The sequence below is a fragment of the Methylosarcina fibrata AML-C10 genome (genome assembly GCF_000372865.1).
GTDB classification, from domain to species: Bacteria; Pseudomonadota; Gammaproteobacteria; order Methylococcales; family Methylomonadaceae; genus Methylosarcina; species Methylosarcina fibrata.
Window position 1 is genome coordinate 849,889 of record NZ_KB889965.1, and the last position, 21,431, is coordinate 871,319.

General features: G+C 54.8%; 16 protein-coding genes and 3 tRNA genes. 16 read left to right on the forward strand and 3 right to left on the reverse strand.

The window, feature by feature from the left end:
* Positions 1-420: 420 nt before the first annotated feature.
* Entirely contained in the window at positions 421-1,539 is a 1,119-nt protein-coding gene (locus A3OW_RS0104280) for a glycosyltransferase (RefSeq protein WP_033411558.1), read from the forward strand.
* Positions 1,540-1,686: 147 nt separating this feature from the next.
* On the opposite strand, the gene A3OW_RS0104285 is transcribed toward A3OW_RS0104280, so the two are convergent.
* Entirely contained in the window at positions 1,687-2,691 is a 1,005-nt protein-coding gene (locus A3OW_RS0104285; RefSeq protein ID WP_232422327.1) for an OmpA family protein, read from the reverse strand.
* Positions 2,692-3,416: 725 nt separating this feature from the next.
* Here A3OW_RS0104285 and gltX point away from each other — a divergent pair.
* From gltX to A3OW_RS0104310, 4 genes are all read left to right on the forward strand, one after another.
* Positions 3,417-4,820: a glutamate--tRNA ligase gene (gltX, locus tag A3OW_RS0104295; RefSeq protein WP_026223325.1), complete on the forward strand. Its 1,404-nt coding sequence runs from the start codon at positions 3,417-3,419 to the stop codon at positions 4,818-4,820.
* A 48-nt stretch (positions 4,821-4,868) separates the two neighbouring features.
* Positions 4,869-4,944, forward strand: a tRNA-Ala gene (locus A3OW_RS0104300).
* 26 nt (positions 4,945-4,970) lie between these two features.
* Positions 4,971-5,046 (forward strand) — tRNA-Glu (locus A3OW_RS0104305).
* 91 nt (positions 5,047-5,137) lie between these two features.
* Positions 5,138-5,213: transfer RNA gene (locus A3OW_RS0104310), tRNA-Glu, on the forward strand.
* A gap of 169 nt (positions 5,214-5,382) precedes the next feature.
* On the opposite strand, the gene A3OW_RS28180 is transcribed toward A3OW_RS0104310, so the two are convergent.
* Both A3OW_RS28180 and A3OW_RS0104325 read right to left on the reverse strand, forming a co-directional pair.
* On the reverse strand, positions 5,383-5,553 hold the full coding sequence (locus tag A3OW_RS28180) for a hypothetical protein (protein WP_020562196.1): 171 nt from the start codon (positions 5,551-5,553) through the stop codon (positions 5,383-5,385).
* 541 nt (positions 5,554-6,094) lie between these two features.
* Positions 6,095-7,435, reverse strand: coding sequence for a dicarboxylate/amino acid:cation symporter (locus A3OW_RS0104325; RefSeq protein ID WP_232422328.1), 1,341 nt, complete (start codon positions 7,433-7,435; stop codon positions 6,095-6,097).
* Between the two features lie 369 nt (positions 7,436-7,804).
* Between A3OW_RS0104325 and A3OW_RS0104330 the strand changes: the two genes are divergently transcribed.
* The 11 genes from A3OW_RS0104330 (at position 7,805) to A3OW_RS0104380 (ending at position 21,412) form a co-directional block, all read left to right on the forward strand.
* Positions 7,805-9,490: a SulP family inorganic anion transporter gene (locus tag A3OW_RS0104330; RefSeq protein ID WP_020562199.1), complete on the forward strand. Its 1,686-nt coding sequence runs from the start codon at positions 7,805-7,807 to the stop codon at positions 9,488-9,490.
* A gap of 44 nt (positions 9,491-9,534) precedes the next feature.
* A complete protein-coding gene (gene hyfB, locus A3OW_RS0104335) occupies positions 9,535-11,661 on the forward strand; it encodes a hydrogenase 4 subunit B (RefSeq protein ID WP_020562200.1) in 2,127 nt (708 codons plus the stop codon).
* Positions 11,661-12,605 (forward strand): respiratory chain complex I subunit 1 family protein, encoded by a 945-nt coding sequence (locus A3OW_RS0104340; RefSeq protein ID WP_033412065.1) that lies wholly within the window; start codon positions 11,661-11,663, stop codon positions 12,603-12,605. Before hyfB ends, A3OW_RS0104340 begins: the two co-directional genes overlap by 1 nt.
* Complete coding sequence (locus tag A3OW_RS0104345) at positions 12,605-13,282, forward strand: formate hydrogenlyase (RefSeq protein WP_020562202.1); 678 nt, start codon at positions 12,605-12,607, stop codon at positions 13,280-13,282. Before A3OW_RS0104340 ends, A3OW_RS0104345 begins: the two co-directional genes overlap by 1 nt.
* Positions 13,279-14,763 carry a hydrogenase 4 subunit F gene (locus A3OW_RS0104350; protein WP_020562203.1) on the forward strand — a complete coding sequence of 495 codons (1,485 nt, stop codon included), beginning with the start codon at positions 13,279-13,281 and terminating at the stop codon, positions 14,761-14,763. Before A3OW_RS0104345 ends, A3OW_RS0104350 begins: the two co-directional genes overlap by 4 nt.
* Positions 14,760-16,388: a hydrogenase large subunit gene (locus A3OW_RS0104355; RefSeq protein WP_020562204.1), complete on the forward strand. Its 1,629-nt coding sequence runs from the start codon at positions 14,760-14,762 to the stop codon at positions 16,386-16,388. Before A3OW_RS0104350 ends, A3OW_RS0104355 begins: the two co-directional genes overlap by 4 nt.
* Before the next feature lie 9 nt (positions 16,389-16,397).
* Complete coding sequence (locus A3OW_RS0104360; RefSeq protein ID WP_020562205.1) at positions 16,398-16,919, forward strand: NADH-quinone oxidoreductase subunit B family protein; 522 nt, start codon at positions 16,398-16,400, stop codon at positions 16,917-16,919.
* A gap of 49 nt (positions 16,920-16,968) precedes the next feature.
* Positions 16,969-17,565 carry a DUF2780 domain-containing protein gene (locus A3OW_RS24025; protein ID WP_157385789.1) on the forward strand — a complete coding sequence of 199 codons (597 nt, stop codon included), beginning with the start codon at positions 16,969-16,971 and terminating at the stop codon, positions 17,563-17,565.
* Between the two features lie 280 nt (positions 17,566-17,845).
* Positions 17,846-18,487 carry a DUF2490 domain-containing protein gene (locus tag A3OW_RS0104370; protein WP_232422329.1) on the forward strand — a complete coding sequence of 214 codons (642 nt, stop codon included), beginning with the start codon at positions 17,846-17,848 and terminating at the stop codon, positions 18,485-18,487.
* Positions 18,488-18,554: 67 nt separating this feature from the next.
* On the forward strand, positions 18,555-20,027 hold the full coding sequence (locus A3OW_RS0104375; RefSeq protein ID WP_026223326.1) for a sensor histidine kinase: 1,473 nt from the start codon (positions 18,555-18,557) through the stop codon (positions 20,025-20,027).
* Complete coding sequence (locus A3OW_RS0104380) at positions 20,024-21,412, forward strand: sigma-54-dependent transcriptional regulator (protein WP_020562209.1); 1,389 nt, start codon at positions 20,024-20,026, stop codon at positions 21,410-21,412. The genes A3OW_RS0104375 and A3OW_RS0104380 overlap by 4 nt, the downstream gene beginning before the upstream one ends.
* The last annotated feature ends 19 nt before the right edge of the window (positions 21,413-21,431 follow it).

A 21,431-nucleotide genomic window follows, 5' to 3' on the forward strand; every position in this document is an offset into this window, starting at 1 on the left:
AATTTGAAAATCCGGAGTTTTCCCGATGCCGCAAAGCGGATAATCAGATGAATTCACGGAATGGTTCTGAAAGATCTTCGAGTAGGCGCCCGGTATTAATTCTAGATCAAAACTCAGTGGTTTGCTTGTCGATAAACTCTCGTGGCCGGACGTCAATTCCGGCAGAATTCGAACACGACATTGAAAACATGGGATTGAAGTTTTCTTATCCGTATGTCTATTGTATACGGGGGTTTCGGAATTTCAAGAAAAAGACTAGTTGCCGTACTCAGGTTCCTTGGTGAAGCGGATGAAAAGCCGCTGGCTTAATCTTATCCATGACCTAGAATGACCAAAGTTGGAAAATGGCTTCGGAGAGGATATTGCCATGAATTCATGTTCAGCATAAAGCTTGTTTGTTTATACACAAGGATTCCTGCCATGCGAGACAGCCGCATTTGTCTTAATATGATCGTCAAAAACGAGACTCCCGTGCTCGGGCGTTTGTTTGCCTCGGTGAAGGACGTCATCGGTTACTATGTCATCGTCGATACCGGTTCGACCGACGGCACGCCGGAGTTTATCAAACGGTGGATGAACGAAGCCGGAATTCCCGGAGAGATTCATCATCATTCCTGGGTCAATTTCGGACACAACCGTAATCAGGCCCTGGAGCATGCTTACCGCTGCGGACAGGCGGACTGGGTATTGTTAATCGATGCCGATGAAGAGCTGGTTTATTCGGATCCCCTGTTTTACCGGAAGCTCGAACCCGGAATGACGTACACTCTGGAAAAACAATATGGCGAATTAAGTTATGCCGTCGCCAATTTGATCGATATCCGGAAGACGCGATGGCAATGGCAGGGCGTCGTACACGAATATTTGCATAACGTTGCCGGAACGGGAGAAAAAAAACATTTATCCGAAGTCCGGATCATGGTCAGGCCCGGAGAAGGAGCCAGATCCAGAGGAATCACCGCCGAAGAAAAGTTCCTCAAGGATGCGCAGCTTTTGGAGGCCGAATTGAAAAAACATCCGGACGATTGCCGCAGTCGCTTTTATCTGGCCCAGTCCTATCACGATGCCGGTCGTTTCAAGGATGCTTACGAGAATTATCTGATTCGGGCCGAAATGCCCGGCTGGGATGAAGAAAATTTTGTTGCCCAGTATCGCGCGGGAAAACTGGCCGTCCGGCTCGACAAACCCTTCGGCGACATTCTGGCCCTCTTGTTGAAGGCTTTTGAAATGCGTCCGGACCGCGGAGCCGAACCCTTGCATGAGCTGGCCGTCTATTGCCGCAATAAAGGATGTTTCTGGCAAGCCTACATGTTTGCTAAAACCGGTTCGGAAATTCCTTGTCCGGACGACATTTTATTTGTTGAAAAAGAAATCTATCAATGGCGCATTTACGACGAACTGGCCGTCGCCGCTTATTGGACGGGACATTACCGGGAAAGCCGGGAAGCTTCGGAAAAGATTCTCCGGTTGCCTTTGAATTTGCCGGATGCGGAACGCATCAGGAAAAATCTGGACTTTGCCCGGCAGAAAATAGGGTAGGGCCAAGAGGGCTTGACAAGGGCGGGGTACGGAATGGGCCGGCCCGAGAAAGCCGAAGACGGCTATCTTGCCGCTGGCTTTCGGTCCGGCCACAGTGACTTTGGCGGATCCGGGAATTTTTTCATTCCCGGATCAAGGTCAAAAAAATTACCGGAGGACTTTCAGTTCCACGCGGCGGTTATTGGCGCGGCCTTCTTCGGTTTCATTGGTATCGATGGGTTGAGTCAAGCCGTAACCCCGCTCCGTCAAGGTGGCGTTTGCGCCCACTTTGTCGCGCAGGTAATTGGCCACCGCCCGGGCGCGGCGATCCGATAAAGCCAGATTGTATTCGGCCGATGCTGTATTGCTGGTATGGCCTTGTACTTCAATGTGAACGCCGGGATTGTTCATGATGACCTGGACAGCGCTGTCGAGCTCGCTGTAATATTCAGGCTTGATATTGCTCTTGTCGTTATCGAATTTAATGTCGACGATCCAGCAGCCGAATTGATTGACGTGAGCTCCTTTCAATGTGTCGGGACATCTGTCGTCGCAATCGTTGACTCCGTCCGCATCGGTATCCATGGATTTGCAATCAGGCGCTGCGGCAGGTTTCAGAAACACGCTCTGAACGAATTTGGCCATGCCGCCGCTGGAAGCAATGTCTTCGGCCTGCGCTCGAAATCCGCACCTTGCGATATCCGAAAGCTGATTCAAAAGGAGTTTGCCGCCTTCTTCCTCTTTATTGCCCACCCAGACCGAATAGACGCAGAGCCGGTCGCCGTATTGTTGTTTTAATGCCTGCACCGCAGGCACCGGACTGCCGTCCAGATCATGGCCGTCGCTCAGGATCAAGACGGCTATTTGACCGCTGGTGGCCGATAAATCCATCGTGGTGCCTTCAATTGCACTGGCCATCGGAGAGCCCCCGCTTGAACAGGCCAAGGCATCGATACCCGAGTTGAAAGCGGGTTTCGAATAAGCCGTAGGAGGCAGATTAAGCTGAGTGTCTCCCCAGGAGGTGCAGGGGCCGAAGCCAAAACTGCGGATACTCGTAGTCAAATTCAAATTAGGGATGGTCTGGTTTATTCTGTTTAAAATTTCCTTTTCGATTGAAAACTTGTCGGGTTCCTGATCCAGATTGAATCCTCCCCCTTCATATTCTTCCGACATTGAGGAAGAGGAATCATTGATAACAAAAAAATTGTCGGTTTTTTGCTGATATAGGCCGGAGGCAAGCAGCGGATTCAGGTCGGTCGCTTGAAAGGATTCGGAAATGCTTGTCGGGTGCGAGGCGCATCCGACAAGGAGTGCAACTGCAATTGACGTAGCCGTTATTAGTGTTTTTTTCATTTCAATATCTCCTTGTTCACAAAACGATGAAATTTTATCGGTATTACAGTTTCGAGCATTTTCGATTTTAGCATTGTGCCTATTGATTTCAAAACAGTAGATTTTGTCTTTAATTTCCATAACGAAATAATTCTTTATTTAATAAATATTAAATAAAGAATTATTTCGAATTAAAAGCGATTCTCATTAAGTGCGGTTATTTTTTTCGGCGATCTCGGTCGGTACTCTGCTCCGAATGAATGTTAAAATTTGCCTGCCGGAAAAGCATGGGGCCAAAGCGTCTGCTTCTTGGCCGGCATGGACGAGGCCATCGAATTGAATTTTGAAAATTTGCCGCACGGAACCCGGGCGGAAAGCCGTTTTTCCGTCCGTACTCCATAAAAGGATTGAATGAACCGGAGATAAAATGAGCGGAGAAATGTCAAAGCCGCCGATGATAAAAAGGACGCAGGAGCCAAGTGATTTAGACGTTTTGTAGTCATTGCTTTTTCTGGCCGAGCACAAGATGTGAATTTAAATTTTTCTTAACGACAATAACATTATCAATGAGTATCACGACACGTTTTGCCCCCAGCCCGACGGGTTATCTCCATATTGGCGGAGCCCGGACGGCCTTGTTTTCATGGTTGTACGCGCGCAAGCACGGCGGCAGCTTCATCTTGAGAATCGAAGACACCGATCTGGAACGGTCCACCCAGGAATCGGTGAACGCCATCCTGGAAGGAATGACCTGGCTGGGTCTTGAATACGATCAGGGGCCTTTCTATCAAACCCACCATTTCGACCGGTATAAGGAAATTATTCGGCAGTTGCTGGATCAGGGCGATGCGTATTATTGCTACTGTACCAAAGAAGAGCTGGAATCGATGCGTGCCGAACAGATGGCCAACAAGGAAAAGCCCCGGTATAACGGCAAATGCCGGGACCTCAAGGAACACCCTCAGGGCAGGGAGCGGGTGGTGCGGTTCAAAAATCCGACCGAAGGCGTGGTGACCATCCCGGATCTGGTGAAAGGGGAGATCGTGGTCGCCAACAAAGAATTGGACGATTTGATCATCGCCAGAGCGGACGGCTCCCCTACCTACAATTTAACCGTGGTGGTGGACGACATGGATATGAAGGTGACGCACGTCATTCGCGGCGACGACCACATCAACAATACGCCCCGGCAGATGAATATTCTGCAAGCATTGGGCGCTCCCGTGCCGCATTACGCGCACCTGCCGATGATTTTGGGCTCCGACGGCGCGCGACTGTCCAAACGCCACGGCGCGGTCAGCGTCATGCAGTTCCGCGACGACGGCTATCTGCCGGAAGCTTTGCTGAACTACCTGGTGCGCCTGGGCTGGTCTTACGGTGACCAGGAAATATTTTCGATCGACGAAATGGTGGAGTATTTCCGGCTGGAAGACGTCAACGTGTCCGCTTCCACCTTCAACACGGAAAAATTGCTTTGGCTGAATCACCAGTACATCATGAACAGCGATCCTGCGCACGTCGCCCGGCATTTGAGCTGGCATATCGGCCAGCTCGGCATCGATCCGTCCGAAGGGCCGGCGTTGATGGACATGGTCCTGGCGCAGCGCGAACGCTGCAAAACGCTGGTCGACATGGCGGCCGCCGGCCAATATTTTTATATCGATTTCGACCATTACGACGAAAAGGCCGTGAAGAAGAATTTTACGCAAGGCTCCGGCGAGGTTTTGGCCAAGTTGTACGACCGCTTTGCAGAAGTGACGTCCTGGGAGGGTGACGTCCTGCATCAGATCGTCGCGAAGCTCGCCGAAGACCTGGGATTGGGCATGGGTAAAGTGGCTCAGCCCTTGCGCGTCGCCGTCCTGGGCACGTCGGTATCGCCGGGAATCGACATCACCTTGAAACTCCTCGGTAGGGAAAAAACTTTGTCCAGAATTCGCCGCGCCATCGAATTTATAAAAAATTTAAATTAATTCTGGACATGATCGGTAAATGCTTTATAATGCCCGTTCTCAACTGATGGGGCCATAGCTCAGCTGGGAGAGCGCTTGCATGGCATGCAAGAGGTCAGCGGTTCGATCCCGCTTGGCTCCACCAAATACTTATCGACTGAACCCGTTTCAGTCCCCATCGTCTAGCGGCCTAGGACACTGCCCTTTCACGGCGGTAACAGGGGTTCGAACCCCCTTGGGGACGCCATAATTCAAGGCCTGCATCAAGTAGGCCTTTTTATTGGCTGCGCGGTGACGAGTATTTGCCGAATGTCAGATTGAGATGTAAATCCGTTTCAGTCCCCATCGTCTAGCGGCCTAGGACACTGCCCTTTCACGGCGGTAACAGGGGTTCGAACCCCCTTGGGGACGCCATATTCAAACGGGCTGCGATTTGTCATAGCCCGTTTTCTTCATATTCGAGAATTCCTTCCTTTCAGCCGTACCCAACGCCATCCGCTCGCCTTCAAGCGCCTGACAAAGTTCTATTGAACTTCGCCCGTTAAGGCAGTGGCGCCGTCTTTAGCTTGCAGAAAATCGCCTTCTATTGGTCATAAATCTGGTCTACCAGATTTTTAAACCAGAGCGGGCGAAAAATCATCACGAACAGGATGGTTACTTCCAGTATCGGAAGAGGAATGACGTGCAAAACAATCAAAACCAGCAGTACAACAATACCAAGAAGCAATCTTGGAAAAAAAGTAACTTTGGCCATCGTAAGATTCCTAAAAATAAAGCGAGGCATGGAGGAAAAACGACAGATCAATCTTCTTCTATGCTGCGCCGATTAAAATAACGATCCATTCAATTTCTCTCTCGTTCAAAATTCACTGATTTGATAAATTCCTGTCCGTCGAGTTTCATTCGTCACCGCCGGTCTTCAGATCTTCCGGCTTGTCTGGCCTATTTTGAATTATTTGAATCGATACGGTTTTTTATTTCGTAAATTTCCATCACCGCATCCCTGAACCAAATCGGACGAAACAGTAAAATATACAAGAGGATAAGCCCCAAAACGGGGAAAGGGGATATGTCGAGTATCATGACCAACAGAAGAATAAATATCCACTTTATTCTGGTAAAAAAAGCATTATGATTCATAGCGCGGAATCGACAGGAGGTACGGTTTATAAAATATCATTATTTCACTCGTGGCGATAATTAAAAATGGATGGCATTTTTTTGTTAAGATGAGTTCGGCATCATCGATGCCTGCCAGAATAAGCGGTTTCTGCGGTGAACAAGACGCAGACTGGTCAAGGCCGCCGATTCCGGCGGTTTTCCAGCCGATCGAGCAAGATCGCAATTAGCATGTCGTTCATTACATTGACGCCGGAGCGGCAACGGGCGATGATCCAGTCAATCGTGGTGATCAGAGGAATGGCCGTCATGATCAATGCTTCCGGCAGGCCCACCGTACTCAAAACGACCGGCAGCGCAATCAATCCCGCTTCGGGTATGCCCGAGACGCCGAGCCCCACCATCACCGAAGCCGCAACGATAACCAATTGCTGTGGCAGATCGAGATCCACCCCCGCCGCTTGCGCCAGAAACAAAGCGGCCATGGCTTCATACAAGAGGATGCCGTCGTTGTTCAGATTGGTGCCGATGCATACCGATAGCCGGGCCGACCGGCTCGAAATACCCATTTTCTCGGTCAGGCAGCGCAGGGTCACCGGCATGGTCGCGAGACTGCTGTTGGTCGACAAACCGGTCAGAATGGCGTCGGCTCCGAGGCCGAAATAGCGCCGGATTGGCATGCGGCCACCCCATTTGGCCAGACACGGATAATAAATGAGGGCATGAATCATCAATCCGCCCACCATGCTCGCCAGAAAGACCGCAACCAGCTCGAACACGGTCAGTCCCGATTTACCGACCACCTGAGCGACTACGCCGAATACCGCAAACGGAATGGCGTGAACGATCCACAGCAGCATCTGCAACAGCAACCGGTAGCCGATGCCGATCAGTTTTTCCAGCAAATCCAGCCCGGAACGATCGTCGGGCAAAGCCTGCTGCCGGAATCGGCGCAGCGCGGCTCCGGCGAGCAAGGCCAGCAAGATGATCGAGATCACGCTGTTTTTGACGAACGGCTCCACCAGGCTTTCCGGAATATAAGAAGATATATTCTTTAAAGGATCGAGCGTTAAAGCTTCAGGACGTGCTGCGGGCTGAAGGCGGCTCTGTTCGCCAGGCAGTTGCATCATTTCGGGAAACCGGCCTTGCCAACTGCGCCCAGGCTCCAGGGTATTCATCAGCGTCAGGCCGATCAGCAGGGCGACCGTCAGATTGAGGCCGCATAGAGCCAATAAGCGTCGCCCATGGCGCAGACTTATGTCGGTATTGATCATGGCGTCCATAATGGCGAAAAAAATCAATGGCGCCGCCAGGGCTTTTAGCAAGCGGATGACCAATTGACCCAATTGGCCCAGCGCTGCATTGCTCAGCAGACCGAAAAAATAGTGACCGGTGCCGAAAAAGACGCCGAAAAAAGTTCCCAGCAGAACTGCGAGAATGACTTGCAGATATAACGGAAAGGAGCGAAAGCCGAAGATTGCCATGAGTGTCGGTGAGTGAGATTGGTTTAAGGGCATGGGTTGTTTCGAATCCGCCTGAAGCTTTTCGGCCGCTTCAATACGGATCGGCATTGAGAGCCTTTTCGCTTCATGAGTACGCCGCTGGAATAAGCGAATCCATCCCTTCCATGCGGGATAAGAAGACGCCTGTGTGCTCATCGGCAGCATTTTATCCAGTAAGCAAATTTTAACCTGACGCATGAAAGAAGGAAGAGGGCATCGGTGTAAATCAACCGATTCGCATGGTTGTTTTGAACAGGTACCGGAGATTTTTTCTGCATTCTGCAAAACAACTTTATAAATATCAATGAAATGTAAAATATTAGAATATGTCAACAAGATGGCACAATTACTGCTACATCGATAATTTAATTCATGAGAATAGGCATGAGTGGAAATACCCCTTCATTTCTACCCAAAACCGGCCTGGCCGGATTAAAGAACCATTGGCGCGACGATCTGTTGTCGGGCTTTCTGGTGTTTCTTATTGCCTTGCCGTTGTGTCTCGGCATTTCGATGGCATCGGGTTTTCCTCCCTCCGCCGGCCTGATCACCGCCATTATCGGAGGTATCGTCGTCTCCCGCTTATCGGGATCTTTCGTCACCATCAACGGCCCGGCCGCCGGATTGATCGTGGTGGTTCTGGGGGCCGTGCAATCGCTGGGAGAAGGCGATGCCATGGCGGGTTACCGATACACGCTGGCGGCGATTGTCGTCGCCAGCGTTCTGCAGATTCTGCTCGGCCTCGGCAAAGCCGGCCGGCTGAGTTCGTTTTTTCCGGCCTCGGTAGTGCACGGCATGCTGGCGGCGATCGGGATTATCATCATGGCGAAACAGATTCACGTGATGTTGGGGGTGACGCCCGGCACCAGCAATCTGTTCATGACCATTGCCCAAATCCCGCACAGTCTTCTGAATCCCAATCCGGACATCGCCGTCATCGGCATCGCGAGCATGGGGCTTATGGTCCTCTGGTCGACGGTCAGGAATCCGAAGCTGAAAATGATACCCGCGCCCATCATCGTCGTGCTGCTGGGGATGGGGCTGGCGCGCTATTTCGACCTGGAACACGAGCACATGTATCTGTTCCTGCCGGATGCCCATTTCTTGCCGCATCACGAAGCGACGGTCGGGCCGAAGTTTCTGGTGGCGATCTCGGAAAATTTCTTGTCCAGTTTTTATTTGCCCGATTTTTCGAAAACGTTGACGCCGGAGTTTCTGGAAGCGGTCGTCAGCATTTGTCTGGTAGGCAGTCTCGAAAGCTTGCTGAGCGCGGTGGCGGTCGACAAACTGGATCCGTACCGGCGGCATTCCAACCTGGATCGCGATCTGACCGCGGTCGGAACCGGCAACCTTGTTTGCGGATTGATCGGCGGCTTGCCGATGATCGCCGAGATCGTGCGCAGTTCGGCCAACGTCAATAACGGGGCCAAGACGTCCTGGGCCAATTTTTTCCACGGCGCTTTCCTGTTGGTGTTCGTCGTTCTGTTCCCGCGCCTGATTCACAGCATTCCTCTGGCTTCACTGGCCGCGTTGCTGGTGTTTACCGGTTTCCGTCTGGCTTCCCCGAAGGAGTTCGCGAAAGTGATGGGGGTGGGCAAGGAACAGTTGTTCATTTTCGTCGCCACCATTATCGGCGTTCTGGCGACGGATCTGTTGATCGGCGTGGCGATAGGGATCCTGGTCAAGTTTGCGATCCATATGCTGCGGGGCGTCCGCGTCAACAATCTGTTCAGGATCCACTTCGTCGTCGAGAATCTGGACGAGGATTCCGTCGTCGTCGAAATCGTCGGCGCCGCGATTTTTTCCAACTTCCTCAAATTGAAGGCCGCCCTCGCCGGACTGGAAAACGGCAAAAAAGTGATTTTTCAGTTGAGCAATGCCTATCTGATCGATCATACTGTCATGGAATATCTGCATCATTTCCAGCACGACTACGAATCCCGAGGCGGCAACTGCCGCTTTTTGGGAATGGAATATCACGACACCTATTCGCGGCATCCTCTGGCGGTCCGCAAGATGAAGCGGAATCATATGAGCCGCAGGAAAAGCGACCATCACGGGTTGGTATGAATGGCGTACGTTGATTTTGCAGTCGGTATGACCTGGAGTTTATCATGATTCTTGCTCTGGCCTATCTTGCGGTGTTGCTGAGCCTTGCTTCCGGAGCAGCCGCGTTATTGACGAATCAGCAAAGCCGGCTGTTGGCGCTCAGCCGTTATGGTCACGGCAAATTCCCCAAACTGAAGGGCGCCTGTCGGCTGGGCTGCTTTACCGAAACCGACGAAAGACGATTTCCTCTTTTGCTCACGCGGTCCGTCTTTGTGCTGTTGGGATTGTCCGGTGTTTTCGCCGTCCTGGCCGGACTCGGCGTTCTGATCGGCCGACAGGTGATCATCGATCAGATCGGCTTCGGTTTGCCCTGGCTCCCCTGGCACGTCCGTTTCGACAACTTGTCCGGCTTTTTCTTTTTGATCGTCGGCATCGGCGTAGGCGCCGTCAGCCTTTATGGACCGGGCTATGTGCGTGCGTACAAGGAGGATGATCACCCGTTTGCCGTGCTGGGATTGTTCACCAGCCTCTTTGTGGCCGGCATGCTGCTGGTATTGCTGGCCGACGATGCGTTTTTTTTCATGATCGCCTGGGAACTCATGTCGGTCGCCAGTTATTTTCTGGTGTCCTTCCAGCATGAAAATCCGGCCAACCGACGGGCGGCCTTTCTTTATTTGCTGATGGCCGAAGTCGGGGCTCTGGCCATTATTCTCGGATTCGGCGTCATGGCCGGTTTTGCCGGCGGCTTTACTTTCGATGCGTTACGCAGCGCCCCGTTGTCGACGGCCTGGGCGAGCATTGCTTTTTCTCTGGGCTTGCTCGGTTTCGGCATGAAGGCCGGCCTGGTTCCGGTGCACGTGTGGCTGCCCGAAGCGCATCCGGTCGCTCCCTCGCACGTCTCGGCGTTGATGAGCGGAGTCATGCTCAAGGTGGCGCTGTACGGCCTGGTTCGTTTCTGTTTCGATTTGCTCGGGGACGTACTTTGGCAGTGGGGCGTCGTGATGCTGCTGCTGGGCACCGTGTCGGCGCTGGGCGGCATTCTTTATGCGATGATGCAGTCCAATCTGAAAAGATTGCTGGCCTACAGTTCGGTCGAAAATATCGGCATGATCGTCATGGTGTTGGGCCTTGCCGTCATTTTTCTGGCCACCGGTCATCCTCAATTGGCTGCTCTGGGTTTTCTGGCAGCGTTGCTGCATGCGTTCAATCATGCCCTGTTCAAAAATCTGCTGTTTTTGGGCGCGGGGATACTTCAGCATCAGACGCACGAGTTGAACATCGACCTGATGGGCGGCTTGATCAAGCGCATGCCGAAAACCAGCGTGGCGATGCTGATAGGCTGCATGAGCATCTCGTCGCTGCCGCTGTTTAACGGCTTCGTCTCCGAATGGCTCACCTTCCAGACGGCGCTGCAGGTCGACGTGCTCGACAACGGCGTGCTGCGCAGCCTGATTCCCGTCGCCGCGGCGGCTTTGGCACTGACCGCAGCCCTGGCGGCGGCAACCTTCGTCAACGTGTTCGGCATCGTCTTCTTGGGACAGGCGCGCTCCAGGCACAGCGAAAAAGCCCGGGAAGTCGAGGACAGAGGCATGCTGGCGGCCTCCGCGCTGCTGGCGGGATTGTGCGTATTGTTCGGTATTTTTCCGAATGGAGTCATCGGCGTGCTCAACGGCGTAGCCGCCCGGATACTGGGACACACCCTGCCGGAAAACTCCGTCACCGCCTGGCTTTGGCTAGCGCCGGTATCGCCCGGAAATGCGTCCTATTCCGCGCCGTGGATATTGGTCGGCGTCCTGGTCGCCGCCGGCATCAGTTTCCGCTATCTTCGGCGAAATCCCGCAACCGTAATGCGCAGGGCCGATAGCTGGGATTGCGGTTTCGGCGGCCTGACGCCGCGGATGCAGTATACCGGCACCGCGTTCACCATGCCGATCAGACGCATTTTCGCCAAGGTTTGGCTCGTCGACGAAACGATCGAAAAAAATTATCGGGAAGGAATGAATCAAGAGGTGGAATCGATGACTTATCACTTGCACGTTCAGGATCCTAGCTGGCCTCGGCTTTATCAACCGATCGAACGAAGCGTGAACAAAGCGGCAAAACGGGTAGGGCGGATACAAACCGGAAATATCCGGACTTATCTCGGATATTCGTTAGGGACTTTAATCGTTATGTTATGGGTGATCAGTTGATGACCTGGCTATTGGCAACCCTTCAAACCGCGTTGTTCGTCGCCCTGGCGCCGCTGCTGGCAGGCTGGATCAAATGGTGCAAGTGCCGCCTGCAGAATCGGCGGGCCCCGTCCCTGTTCCAGCCGTACCGGGATTTGATCAAGCTCACCCATAAACAGCCGGTGCTTTCCCACGAGGCTTCATGGCTTTTCAAGATCGCTCCTTACATCGTTTTTTCGGCAACGGTTCTGGCTGCCGGCGTGGTGCCCCTGATCGCCGTCGCCTTGCCGACCTCGGCGATTGCCGACGTCATCGTGATGGTCGGTTTCTTTGCCTTCGCCCGCTTTTTTCTGACTCTGGCCGGCCTGGACGTCGGGACGGCATTCGGCGGCATGGGCTCCTCCAGGGAAATGACGGTCGCCTCCCTCGCGGAACCGGCGATGCTGATGGCCGTTTTCACTCTGACGATGGCGGCTTCGACGACCAATTTGTCGCTGGCCATCGCTCACGTCTTGAATGAAGGACTGGTGTTGCGGCCGTCGTTCATCTTTGCCCTGTTTGCGCTGTGTTTGGTGGCCATTGCCGAAACCGGACGGATACCGGTCGACAATCCCGCAACGCATCTGGAACTGACGATGATCCATGAAGCGATGATCCTCGAATACAGCGGCCGCCATCTGGCATTGATCGAATGGGCCAGCCAGTTGAAACTGATGCTCTACGGCGTGTTGATCGCCAACATCTTTTTTCCCTGGGGCATTGCCGAAACCGTCAGCATTCGAAATCTGGCTTACGGTTTGGCGGCCATTCTCGGCAAACTGGCCGTTCTTTCGGTTTTTCTGGCCCTGGCCGAGACGCTGGTCGCCAAGATGCGGCTGTTCCGGGTGCAGGAATATCTCGGCTTCGCCTATCTTTTGGGCCTGCTGGGCTTGTTGAGCCACATCATTTTAGAGGCTTCCCGCTGATGACGATTACCGAACTGGATTTTTATACTCAGGCCATTTTATCGCTGGCCGCGCTGGTCGGCCTGAGCTCTTTTTTGATGCTGGGGCAGGGCCGTTTATTGCGGCTGATTCTGGTGTTTGCCCTGCAGGGGCTGTTGCTGTCGTTGACCACGGTCCTGGCCGCTTATACTCAACATAGCCAGCATTTGTATGTTTCCGCCTTGTTGACTCTGCTGCTCAAGGTCGTCGTCATTCCCGGCATGCTGAGACGGCAGGTGCGGCAGATGAACCTGCACCGGGATCTGGAAGCGTTGAGCAACAATACGGCGGTCATGCTCGGCGGCGCCAGTCTCATGGTATTCAGTTATTACATCCTGTATCCCATCGTCCAGACTTCGTCGGCGATCATGCTCAACGCGCTTGCGGTAAGCCTCACTGTGGTCTTGCTGGGCATGCTACTGATGATTTCCCACCGGCAGGCGTTCGCACACGTGGTGGGCTTCATGTCCATCGAAAACGGCCTGTTTTTTGCCGCGATCGTGGCGACCAACGGCATGCCGATGGTCGTCGAGCTGGGCATTGCCTTCGACGTGCTGGTCGCCGCCGTTCTGTTCGGCATCTTTTTCTTCCATATCCGCACCAGTATCGATTCGCTGGACGTCGACCGCCTGAACCGCTTGAGCGAGGTGGACAAATGATCGCCGCCTATCTTGTGCTGTTGATCCCGTTGGCCGGCATTTTTTATTTTGCCGTGATCGGGCATCGCCCCGACGTCGGCAGGCAGAACGTCTGGCTCAACGGTGCGTGTTTGCTGGTCACGCTCTGGCTGGCTGCGAACGTGCTTGACCAGGGCACGATCATTTCGTCCGGCAAGGGATTTCTGGTCGACTCCTTCAATGTGTACCTGATCGTCCTGACCGCATTCGTGGGTTTCACCACGTCGATATTCTCCGCGCCCTATATGGCGCACGAGCAGGCCGTCGGCAAGTTGAGCGATCGCCGCCTGAAGCTGTACTATTCGATGTACCAGGGCTTCATGCTGGCGATGTATCTGGTGTTGACCACCAACAACATCGGCGTGATGTGGGTGGCCATGGAGGGAGCGACGCTGGCGACGGTACTGCTGGTCAGTCTGTACCGTACGCCCGAATCGATCGAAGCGGCGTGGAAATATTTCATTCTTTGCGGCGTCGGCATTGCCCAGGCCCTGTTCGGCACGATTCTTTTGTATTACGCCGCGACTCACGGCATCGAAGCGCTCGGCCAGTCCGAAGGGATCGAGAATGCGCTGCTGTGGTCGGTGCTCTACCAGAATGCCGAGCAATTCAATCCGGACGTGCTGGAAATCGCGTTTGTATTTTTACTGATCGGCTACGGCACCAAAATCGGCCTGGTGCCCTTGCACAACTGGCTGCCCGATGCCCATTCCGAAGGCCCGACGCCGATGTCCGCGATTCTGTCGGGTCTGCTGCTGAACGATGCGTTGTATGCCGTAGTGCGCAATAAAATGCTGGTGGACGGCTCGACTCATTCCCATACCGCCGGTTATCTGATGATGGGCTTCGGGTTGGTTTCGTTTCTGGTGGCGGCGTTGTTTTTGCATCGGCAAAAGGACGTCAAGCGGCTGTTCAGCTATTCCTCAATCGAGCACATGGGCATGATGACGTTTGCGTTCGGCATCGGCGGGCCTCTGGCGACGTTCGCCGCGTTGCTGCACATGACGGTCCACTCGTTGACCAAGTCGGCCATCTTCGTCACGGTAGGGCACGCCGCGCAACTGGCCGGCACTCAGAGCATCGACAAAATCCGGGGACTGATCAAAACTCAGCCGGAGATCGGTTGGGGTTTATTGATCGGGACGGTGGCGATCGCCGGCTTTCCTCCGTTCGGGGTGTTTACCAGCGAATTTCTGGTGCTGCTGGCGGCAATGGACGATTATCCCTGGCTGACGCCGCTGCTCCTTCTGGGCATCGGCATCGCCTTTGCCGGTTTGTTCCGGCATATCCAGCCGATGGTCTACGGCGACAGGCCCGAATCCCAAAGCCCGGTTCAAGCCAATCTGTGGCCGGTGATGATTCATCTGGGGCTGGTCTTGTGGCTGGGCTTGGCGATTCCGGGATTTTTGGCCGACTGGTTTTCACAGGCGACCGTTTTGATCGCCGGGAGCGCTCCGTTATGAAAAACGCTCACAGCAGCGGTTGGGACGCCGAACTTTTATCCAGCCTGGCCGAGTCCGGGATAGTCGTTGAACAGGCCCCCCATCCTTACGCGCTTTTATGGCGGCTTCACCGCAGGGACTGGCGGCGCTTTGCCGAATTGGCGGCATCGATGAATTGCCGATGGGTTTCCGGCTGGGCGGAGCAGGTCCGCCTTCGTGAAACGTCTAAGGGCGAAGAAGAGGCCATGGGCGACGTTTTTGAGGTCAGCGCCTGTTTCGAGCATGAAGGCGTTTATCTGCTGATTCGTACCACCGTCGAGGACAAGGGGCCGCAATTGCCTTCGCAGGCCGCCGTTTATCCGGCGGCCGGCCGCAGCGAGCGTCATACCCAGGATATGTTCGGCGTCCATTTTACCGATCACCCCGATAACCGCCCCTGGACCCGGCACAAAGCCTGGCCGAAGCACCGTCATCCGCTGCGCAAGGACTTTCCGGCGCAGGGCGAACCTCCGGAAGTGACTCCGCCGGATCTCGATTATCCGTTCGTCAAGGCCCATGGCGCCGGCGTCTATGAAATTCCGGTGGGACCGGTGCACGCCGGCATCATTGAGCCGGGGCATTTCCGTTTTCAGGCGGTGGGCGAATTGATACTGAATCTGGAAGAGCGTTTGGGCTACGTACACAAAGGCATCGAAAAAATCGCCGAAGGACGAACGCCCGAGTCTTTGGCCCGTCTGGCCGGACGCGTTTCCGGCGATACCACCGTGGGCCATAGTTGGGCGGCCTGCATGGCCATGGAGCAGGCGGCAGGGATCCGGATTCCGCCTCGCGCAGCATTGATTCGCGGCATTCTGGCCGAACGCGAACGGGTCGCAAACCATCTGGGCGACGTCGGCGCCATCTGCAACGACGTGGCGTTTGTTTTTGCACAAATGCAGTTGACCCGTTTGCGCGAATTGTGGCTGCGCACGCATGCGGCGGTTTTCGGTCACCGTCTGCTCATGGATAAAATCATTCCCGGAGGCGTCGCCGTCGATCTTTCCGATGACGGCGCCGAGGCCATGATCAGCGAAATAGCCCGGTTGCGCAGCGACTTCGCCGAAATCGTCGAGGCGCTGGATTTGAATACTTCACTGGAAGACAGGCTGTACACAGCGGGCTATCTGTCTCCGGAAATAGCCGCGTCGTACGGCACCGTGGGTTATGTCGGCCGCGCCAGCGGGCAGAATTTCGACGTCAGGCGCGATGCCTCGTACTCGCCTTACGATCAGGCCAAATTCAAGGTCCCGGTGGAAAGCCAGGGCGACATTGCTTCGAGAGTATGGATCCGGATCAAGGAAATCAACGCCTCCTTGAAACTGATCGAGCAATTTGCCGGTCATTTGAAAAATGCGGCCGGCCTGGTCGCCGACTGGCGGATTCCGCCTCCCGGCAGCGAAGGACTGGGCGTCGTGGAAGGCTGGCGCGGAGAAATCGTCGCCCACATCCGCTTCGAGGCCGATAACCGAATCGCCCGGTACTATCCGCGCGATCCCAGCCTTCTGAACTGGCCGGCGCTGGAAAAACTGGTGTTGAACAATATCGTTCCGGATTTTCCGGTCTGCAACAAATCCGTGAACGGTTCCTATTCGGGCAATGATTTGTAGGACAAACCGATGTTGAGACTATTCAAGAAAATCCTCGCGACCGGCATGATCACGGAAAGGATCCGTCCTCCGACGGGCGATGAGCTGGAGCAACTGGGGATTGAGATCAAAAAGCAGATCGACAGCAAATTTTCCGGCAGCATCGCCATACGTCAAGTCGATGCCGGCTCCTGCAACGGCTGTGAGCTGGAGATTCATGCGCTGAACAATCCTTTCTACGACGTCGAACGGTTCGGCATTCATTTCGTGGCCTCTCCGCGCCATGCCGATGTCTTATTGGTGACGGGGCCGGTATCGCGGCACATGCAGACGGCGCTGTTACGCACCTATGAAGCGACGCCGAACCCGAAATGGGTCGTCGCAGCGGGCGATTGCGCTGCCTGCGGCGGAGAATTTGGTGTATCTTATGCCAGTTGCGGAGCTGTCGCGAACGTGATTCCGGTGGACGTTGTCATTCCCGGTTGTCCGCCCACGCCGTTGGCTTTGATCAAGGGTTTGCTGGGTTTGATGAGCGGCTCCAAGACTCGGTGAAAGCCGCATCGATGGCTTTGAATTCAATTGGAAACAGATCGAGGATGCCATGAAAACAAAAAAAATTATTACAACACAATCTCTTATGCTTCTGGCAATGGGCTTTGCAGGATGCACCGGCCCGGGCGGAACCGGTTACAATCCGGCCGTTCCCGGAACGTCTTCGGCGCTGGGACAGACCAGCCAGATTCTGGGCGCGGCCAACCAGGCCGTGCAAACCGGTCAGCAGGCGGTCAATACGGCGCAGGCGTTGCAGACGGTCAGTTTGACCGATTTATTGGCACAGCAGTTGGGAGTCACCCAGACGCAGGCTCAAACCGGCGCGGGCGCCTTGTTTCAACTGGCTAAAACCCGGATGCAATCCGAAACCTTCGCCCAGCTTGAGCAGGCTGTGCCGGGCGTGTCTTCGATGATTCAGGCGGCGCAGCAAGTTCAGCAGAATTCGGCTCTGGGCGGCATGTCTTCCGTGCCCGGCCTTTCAGGCAGTACCGCCGGCAATCTCCTGTCGACGGCGTCCTTGTTTCAGCAGCAGGGCATGTCGGCAAACATGGTGCAGCGATTTATCCCGGTGATGGTGGATTACGTCACCACCCACGGCGGCACTGTGCTGTCGAATTCCTTGAACGCCGCATTGCTCGGGCAATAAATCGCTTTGCCTTCTTTCAAGCTTTTCATGCGGCCTATGATCTATGGCAGATCGGTTTTTTTAAACGCCGCATTTTGACCCGGACTGAAAGCCTAATGAAAGGAATCGAGGGTATGATCCGCAACCGCCGGGCAAACAATGCCGGTTTATCGAGTTGCGCATCATCTCCCGAATTCTATTGGTCACGATAATAAACATGAAATTCAGCATAAAAAAATTATTATTAATAAAGAGGACGCTTTTATTGGCCCTCATCGCATCCATGCTTTCAAGCGCCGTAATGGCTAAAACCGCGGAAGACTTCCAAACTTGGGGCAACATTACCGCTACGGGAAGTCTCGGAGTGTTCAGTCCGGAATTGAAAAACTTTAAATATTGGCTGGAAGGGCAGGGCCGTTTCGGCGAGGACACTTCCCGATTTTCTCAAGGCATGCTGCGTACCGGCCTCGGTTATGCCCTCGACGGCAATACCAGCCTCTGGCTCGGTTACGCCTTCATTCCCACCGAAGAACCTTTTACCACGATGCCTTTCGACGAACACCGGATCTGGCAGCAATTGCTTTGGAACAAGATTTTTTCTTTCGGCACGATCACCAGCCGCAGCCGTTTCGAACAGCGCTTTGCCCAGACCGGCGACGACGTCGGCTGGCGCTTTCGGCAATTGCTGAAAATCTCGTCGCCGTTGCCGTTTGCGCCGGATTTCAGTCTCGTGGCCACCGACGAATATTTCGCCAATCTGAACCGGACCGACTGGGGCGCGGACGACGGCTTTGATCAGAATCGGCTGTTTACCGGAATCGGTTATAATTTCAATAAAAACGTCAAAACCGAAATCGGCTACATGAATCAGTACATCCGAAAGAATCAGGCACCCGACAGGATAAGCCATATCTTGTCGGTGAATCTTTATTTGAACTATTGAAGAAAATGGGGCGGCGCAGTTGCGATATTTGCTAACCGGTCTCTTGCCTCACGGGGAGTGATTCCGAATGAAATCGCCATCCTATCGTCCTGTGCAATTGCGGGGACTGATGTTTCTCGGGCTGCTGCTGTTGGCGCTGGCCATCCTCGGCAGCATGATGTGGCGCAATCTGCACCGGTTTGAAACGGTTCTGTCCTATGTGACCTATTCTCATCGCATTCAGAACGTATCGATGAGTTTGCAGCAGTCGCTGATCGAATATCTGTCCGAGTCCGTAACCGCCGCCTATCCCGAAGTCCTGACCCGCACCATTGCGTCTTTGACCCATACGATGAGCCAGATGGATGCGTTGACGACCGACAGCGATTTACTGCCCGCTCGCGTCAGACAATCGATGGCCACAGTCAGAAGCATGCTGAGCGATGTCCATAATCTGGACCGGATCGAGAAGAATTCGCGGTTGATCGGCGCCTTGAAATTGATGAGCGAGACGCTGGATCGCGAAGCGTTGCAGCAAGAGAAGCTGTTGGCCGACATCAGCCGCGATACCGAAACCGAATTGTCGATGGCGACCATCACCTTTGCGGTCATTCTCCTCGTTGCCTTTCTGTATTTCCAGCGCAGAATACTGCATCCTCTGAACGATCTAAAAACGTTGTTGCAGCGGCTCAGCGATGAAAATTACACCCGGATCACGACCGATCATCTCGACCCCTTGCTGCTGCCGGTCTTCAACAGTTATAACGAGATGGTCAACCGTCTTGCCGAACTGGAGGAAGAAAAACGCGTTTACGCGCAATCGCTGCAGCGGGAAGTCCGCATAGCGACCCAGGCGCTGCTGGAGCAGCAGGCCAGCCTGGCGCGGGCCGAGCGCCTGGCGGCGATAGGAGAGGTGGCCGCGGAACTGGCTCATGAAATACGCAACCCTCTCGCCGGCATCCAGATTGCTTTCAGCAATTTGCGCCGCGAAATCGACGATAATGCGCAATGCGAGCGCATGGAAATGATCGGCAGCGAACTCAAACGGCTGGCCCGGCTACTCAACGACATGCTCGATCAAAGCCGTCATTCGCCGGAGGCTTCTTCCATGATCGACGTGGCGGTGCTGATCCGGGATCTGGCCGCGCTGACCCGCTATCAGATCGCCGAAAACCTGGCGCTCGAAGTCGACGTACCGTCTTCATTGCCGGCGTGTTTGCCCGAGAGCGGTCTGCGTCAGGCCTTACTGAATCTGCTCCTCAACGCGGCCGAAGCACTGGAAGGCCAAGCCGGATCGATCGGCATCCGGGCGCGAAAAAACGAACACGGCGTGCAGATCGAAATATTCGATAACGGCCCCGGATTTTCCCGGGAAATGCTCGAGCACGGCATCCGTCCGTTCCGGACCAGCCGGCAGCGCGGCACCGGACTCGGCCTGGCGATGGTGCAGCGTTTCGTCAAGGACCTCGGCGGCACCGTTAAGTTGGCCAATCGGGAAAGCCGAGGAGCTCAGGTGTCCCTGTTTTTACCCGCCGGCTGTCCCACTGGAAATCACTCATGATTAAAACCTTACTGATTATCGAGGACGAAAAACTGCTCGGCTCGGAGCTCTCCCGCCATTACCGCCAGTCCGGCTGGGAGGTGGTTCTGGTCGATACGCTGGCCGCAGCTACCCGTGTTCTGCAGAAGGAGCAGTTGGAGCCGCTGCTGATCCTGTCCGACATGAATCTGCCGGACGGCAATGCGCTGGATTTCATGGAGTCGGTGAAAAAAAACGCCGGTTGCGCCGAATGGCTGTTTCTGACCGGTTACGGCAGCGTGCCCGACTCGGTTCGCGCCCTGCGGCTCGGCGCCTACGACTTTCTGGAAAAACCCTGCGACCTGGAACGCCTCGATCTGGTAATCGCCAGCGCGGCCCGCAGCGCGCTGATCCAACGGCGGGTGCAGGACCAGACCAAGAAGGAATACCGCCGCTATTCACCGGAAGCTTACGTCGGCCGCAGCCGCCAGGCGCAAGAGATACGCAATCTGTTGTTGCGGCTCACGCAAGTGCCGTTCAGCGCGCTGATCATCGGCGGCGAGAGCGGCACCGGCAAGGGCCTGGCCGCAAAAATCCTGCATTACGGGGGCTCCCGAGCCCAGCAGCCGATGATCGAAATCAACTGCGCCGCGCTGCCCCGTGAACTGCTCGAATCCGAGCTGTTCGGCCACGAGCCGGGCGCCTTTACCGGCGCTTCCGGCCGCCATCGCGGCCTGCTGGAACAGGCGGACGGCGGCACGCTATTCATGGACGAGATCGGCGAAATGCCTCTCGATTTACAGGCCAAGCTGCTCAAAGCCATCGAGGACCACAAGGTGCGTCGGCTCGGCGGAGAAAAGGAAATCAGCGTCGATGTCCAGATTTTAGCCGCCAGCAACCGCGATCTCGAACAGATGGTCAGGGACGGAGGCTTCCGCAGCGACCTGTATCACCGGCTCAGCGTTTTCCGAATGATGCTGCCGCCGCTTAGAACGGCCAAGGAAGACCTCGACGAATTGGTGCCGTTATTCATCGCCGAATACAATGCCAAAGCCGGACGCCAGGTGCGCGAGGTCCCGGACGAGATCTGGACGAAGCTGAAAGCCCATCACTGGCCCGGCAATGTCCGCGAGCTCCGCAACGTCATCGAACGTTGTGTTTTATTCGCCGACGGCCCGGTGTTTCCGGTGCAATGGCTGCAACTGCCGGGACAGGAGCCGAACGAAAGCAAGGCGGTCGACGCCGGAAATACCATTTCCCTGCCGCTGGACGGATCCATGGCGCTGGACGATATGGACCGCTTCATTATCAAAACCGCTCTGGAGCGGGCCGGCTACAATCTGACCGCCGCAGCCAGGGCGTTGGGCGCCACCCGGGAAACTCTGCGCTACCGGGTCAGAAAATATAACTTGAAGAGCGTGGAGTAGAGCGGCATCGCCCTATTCT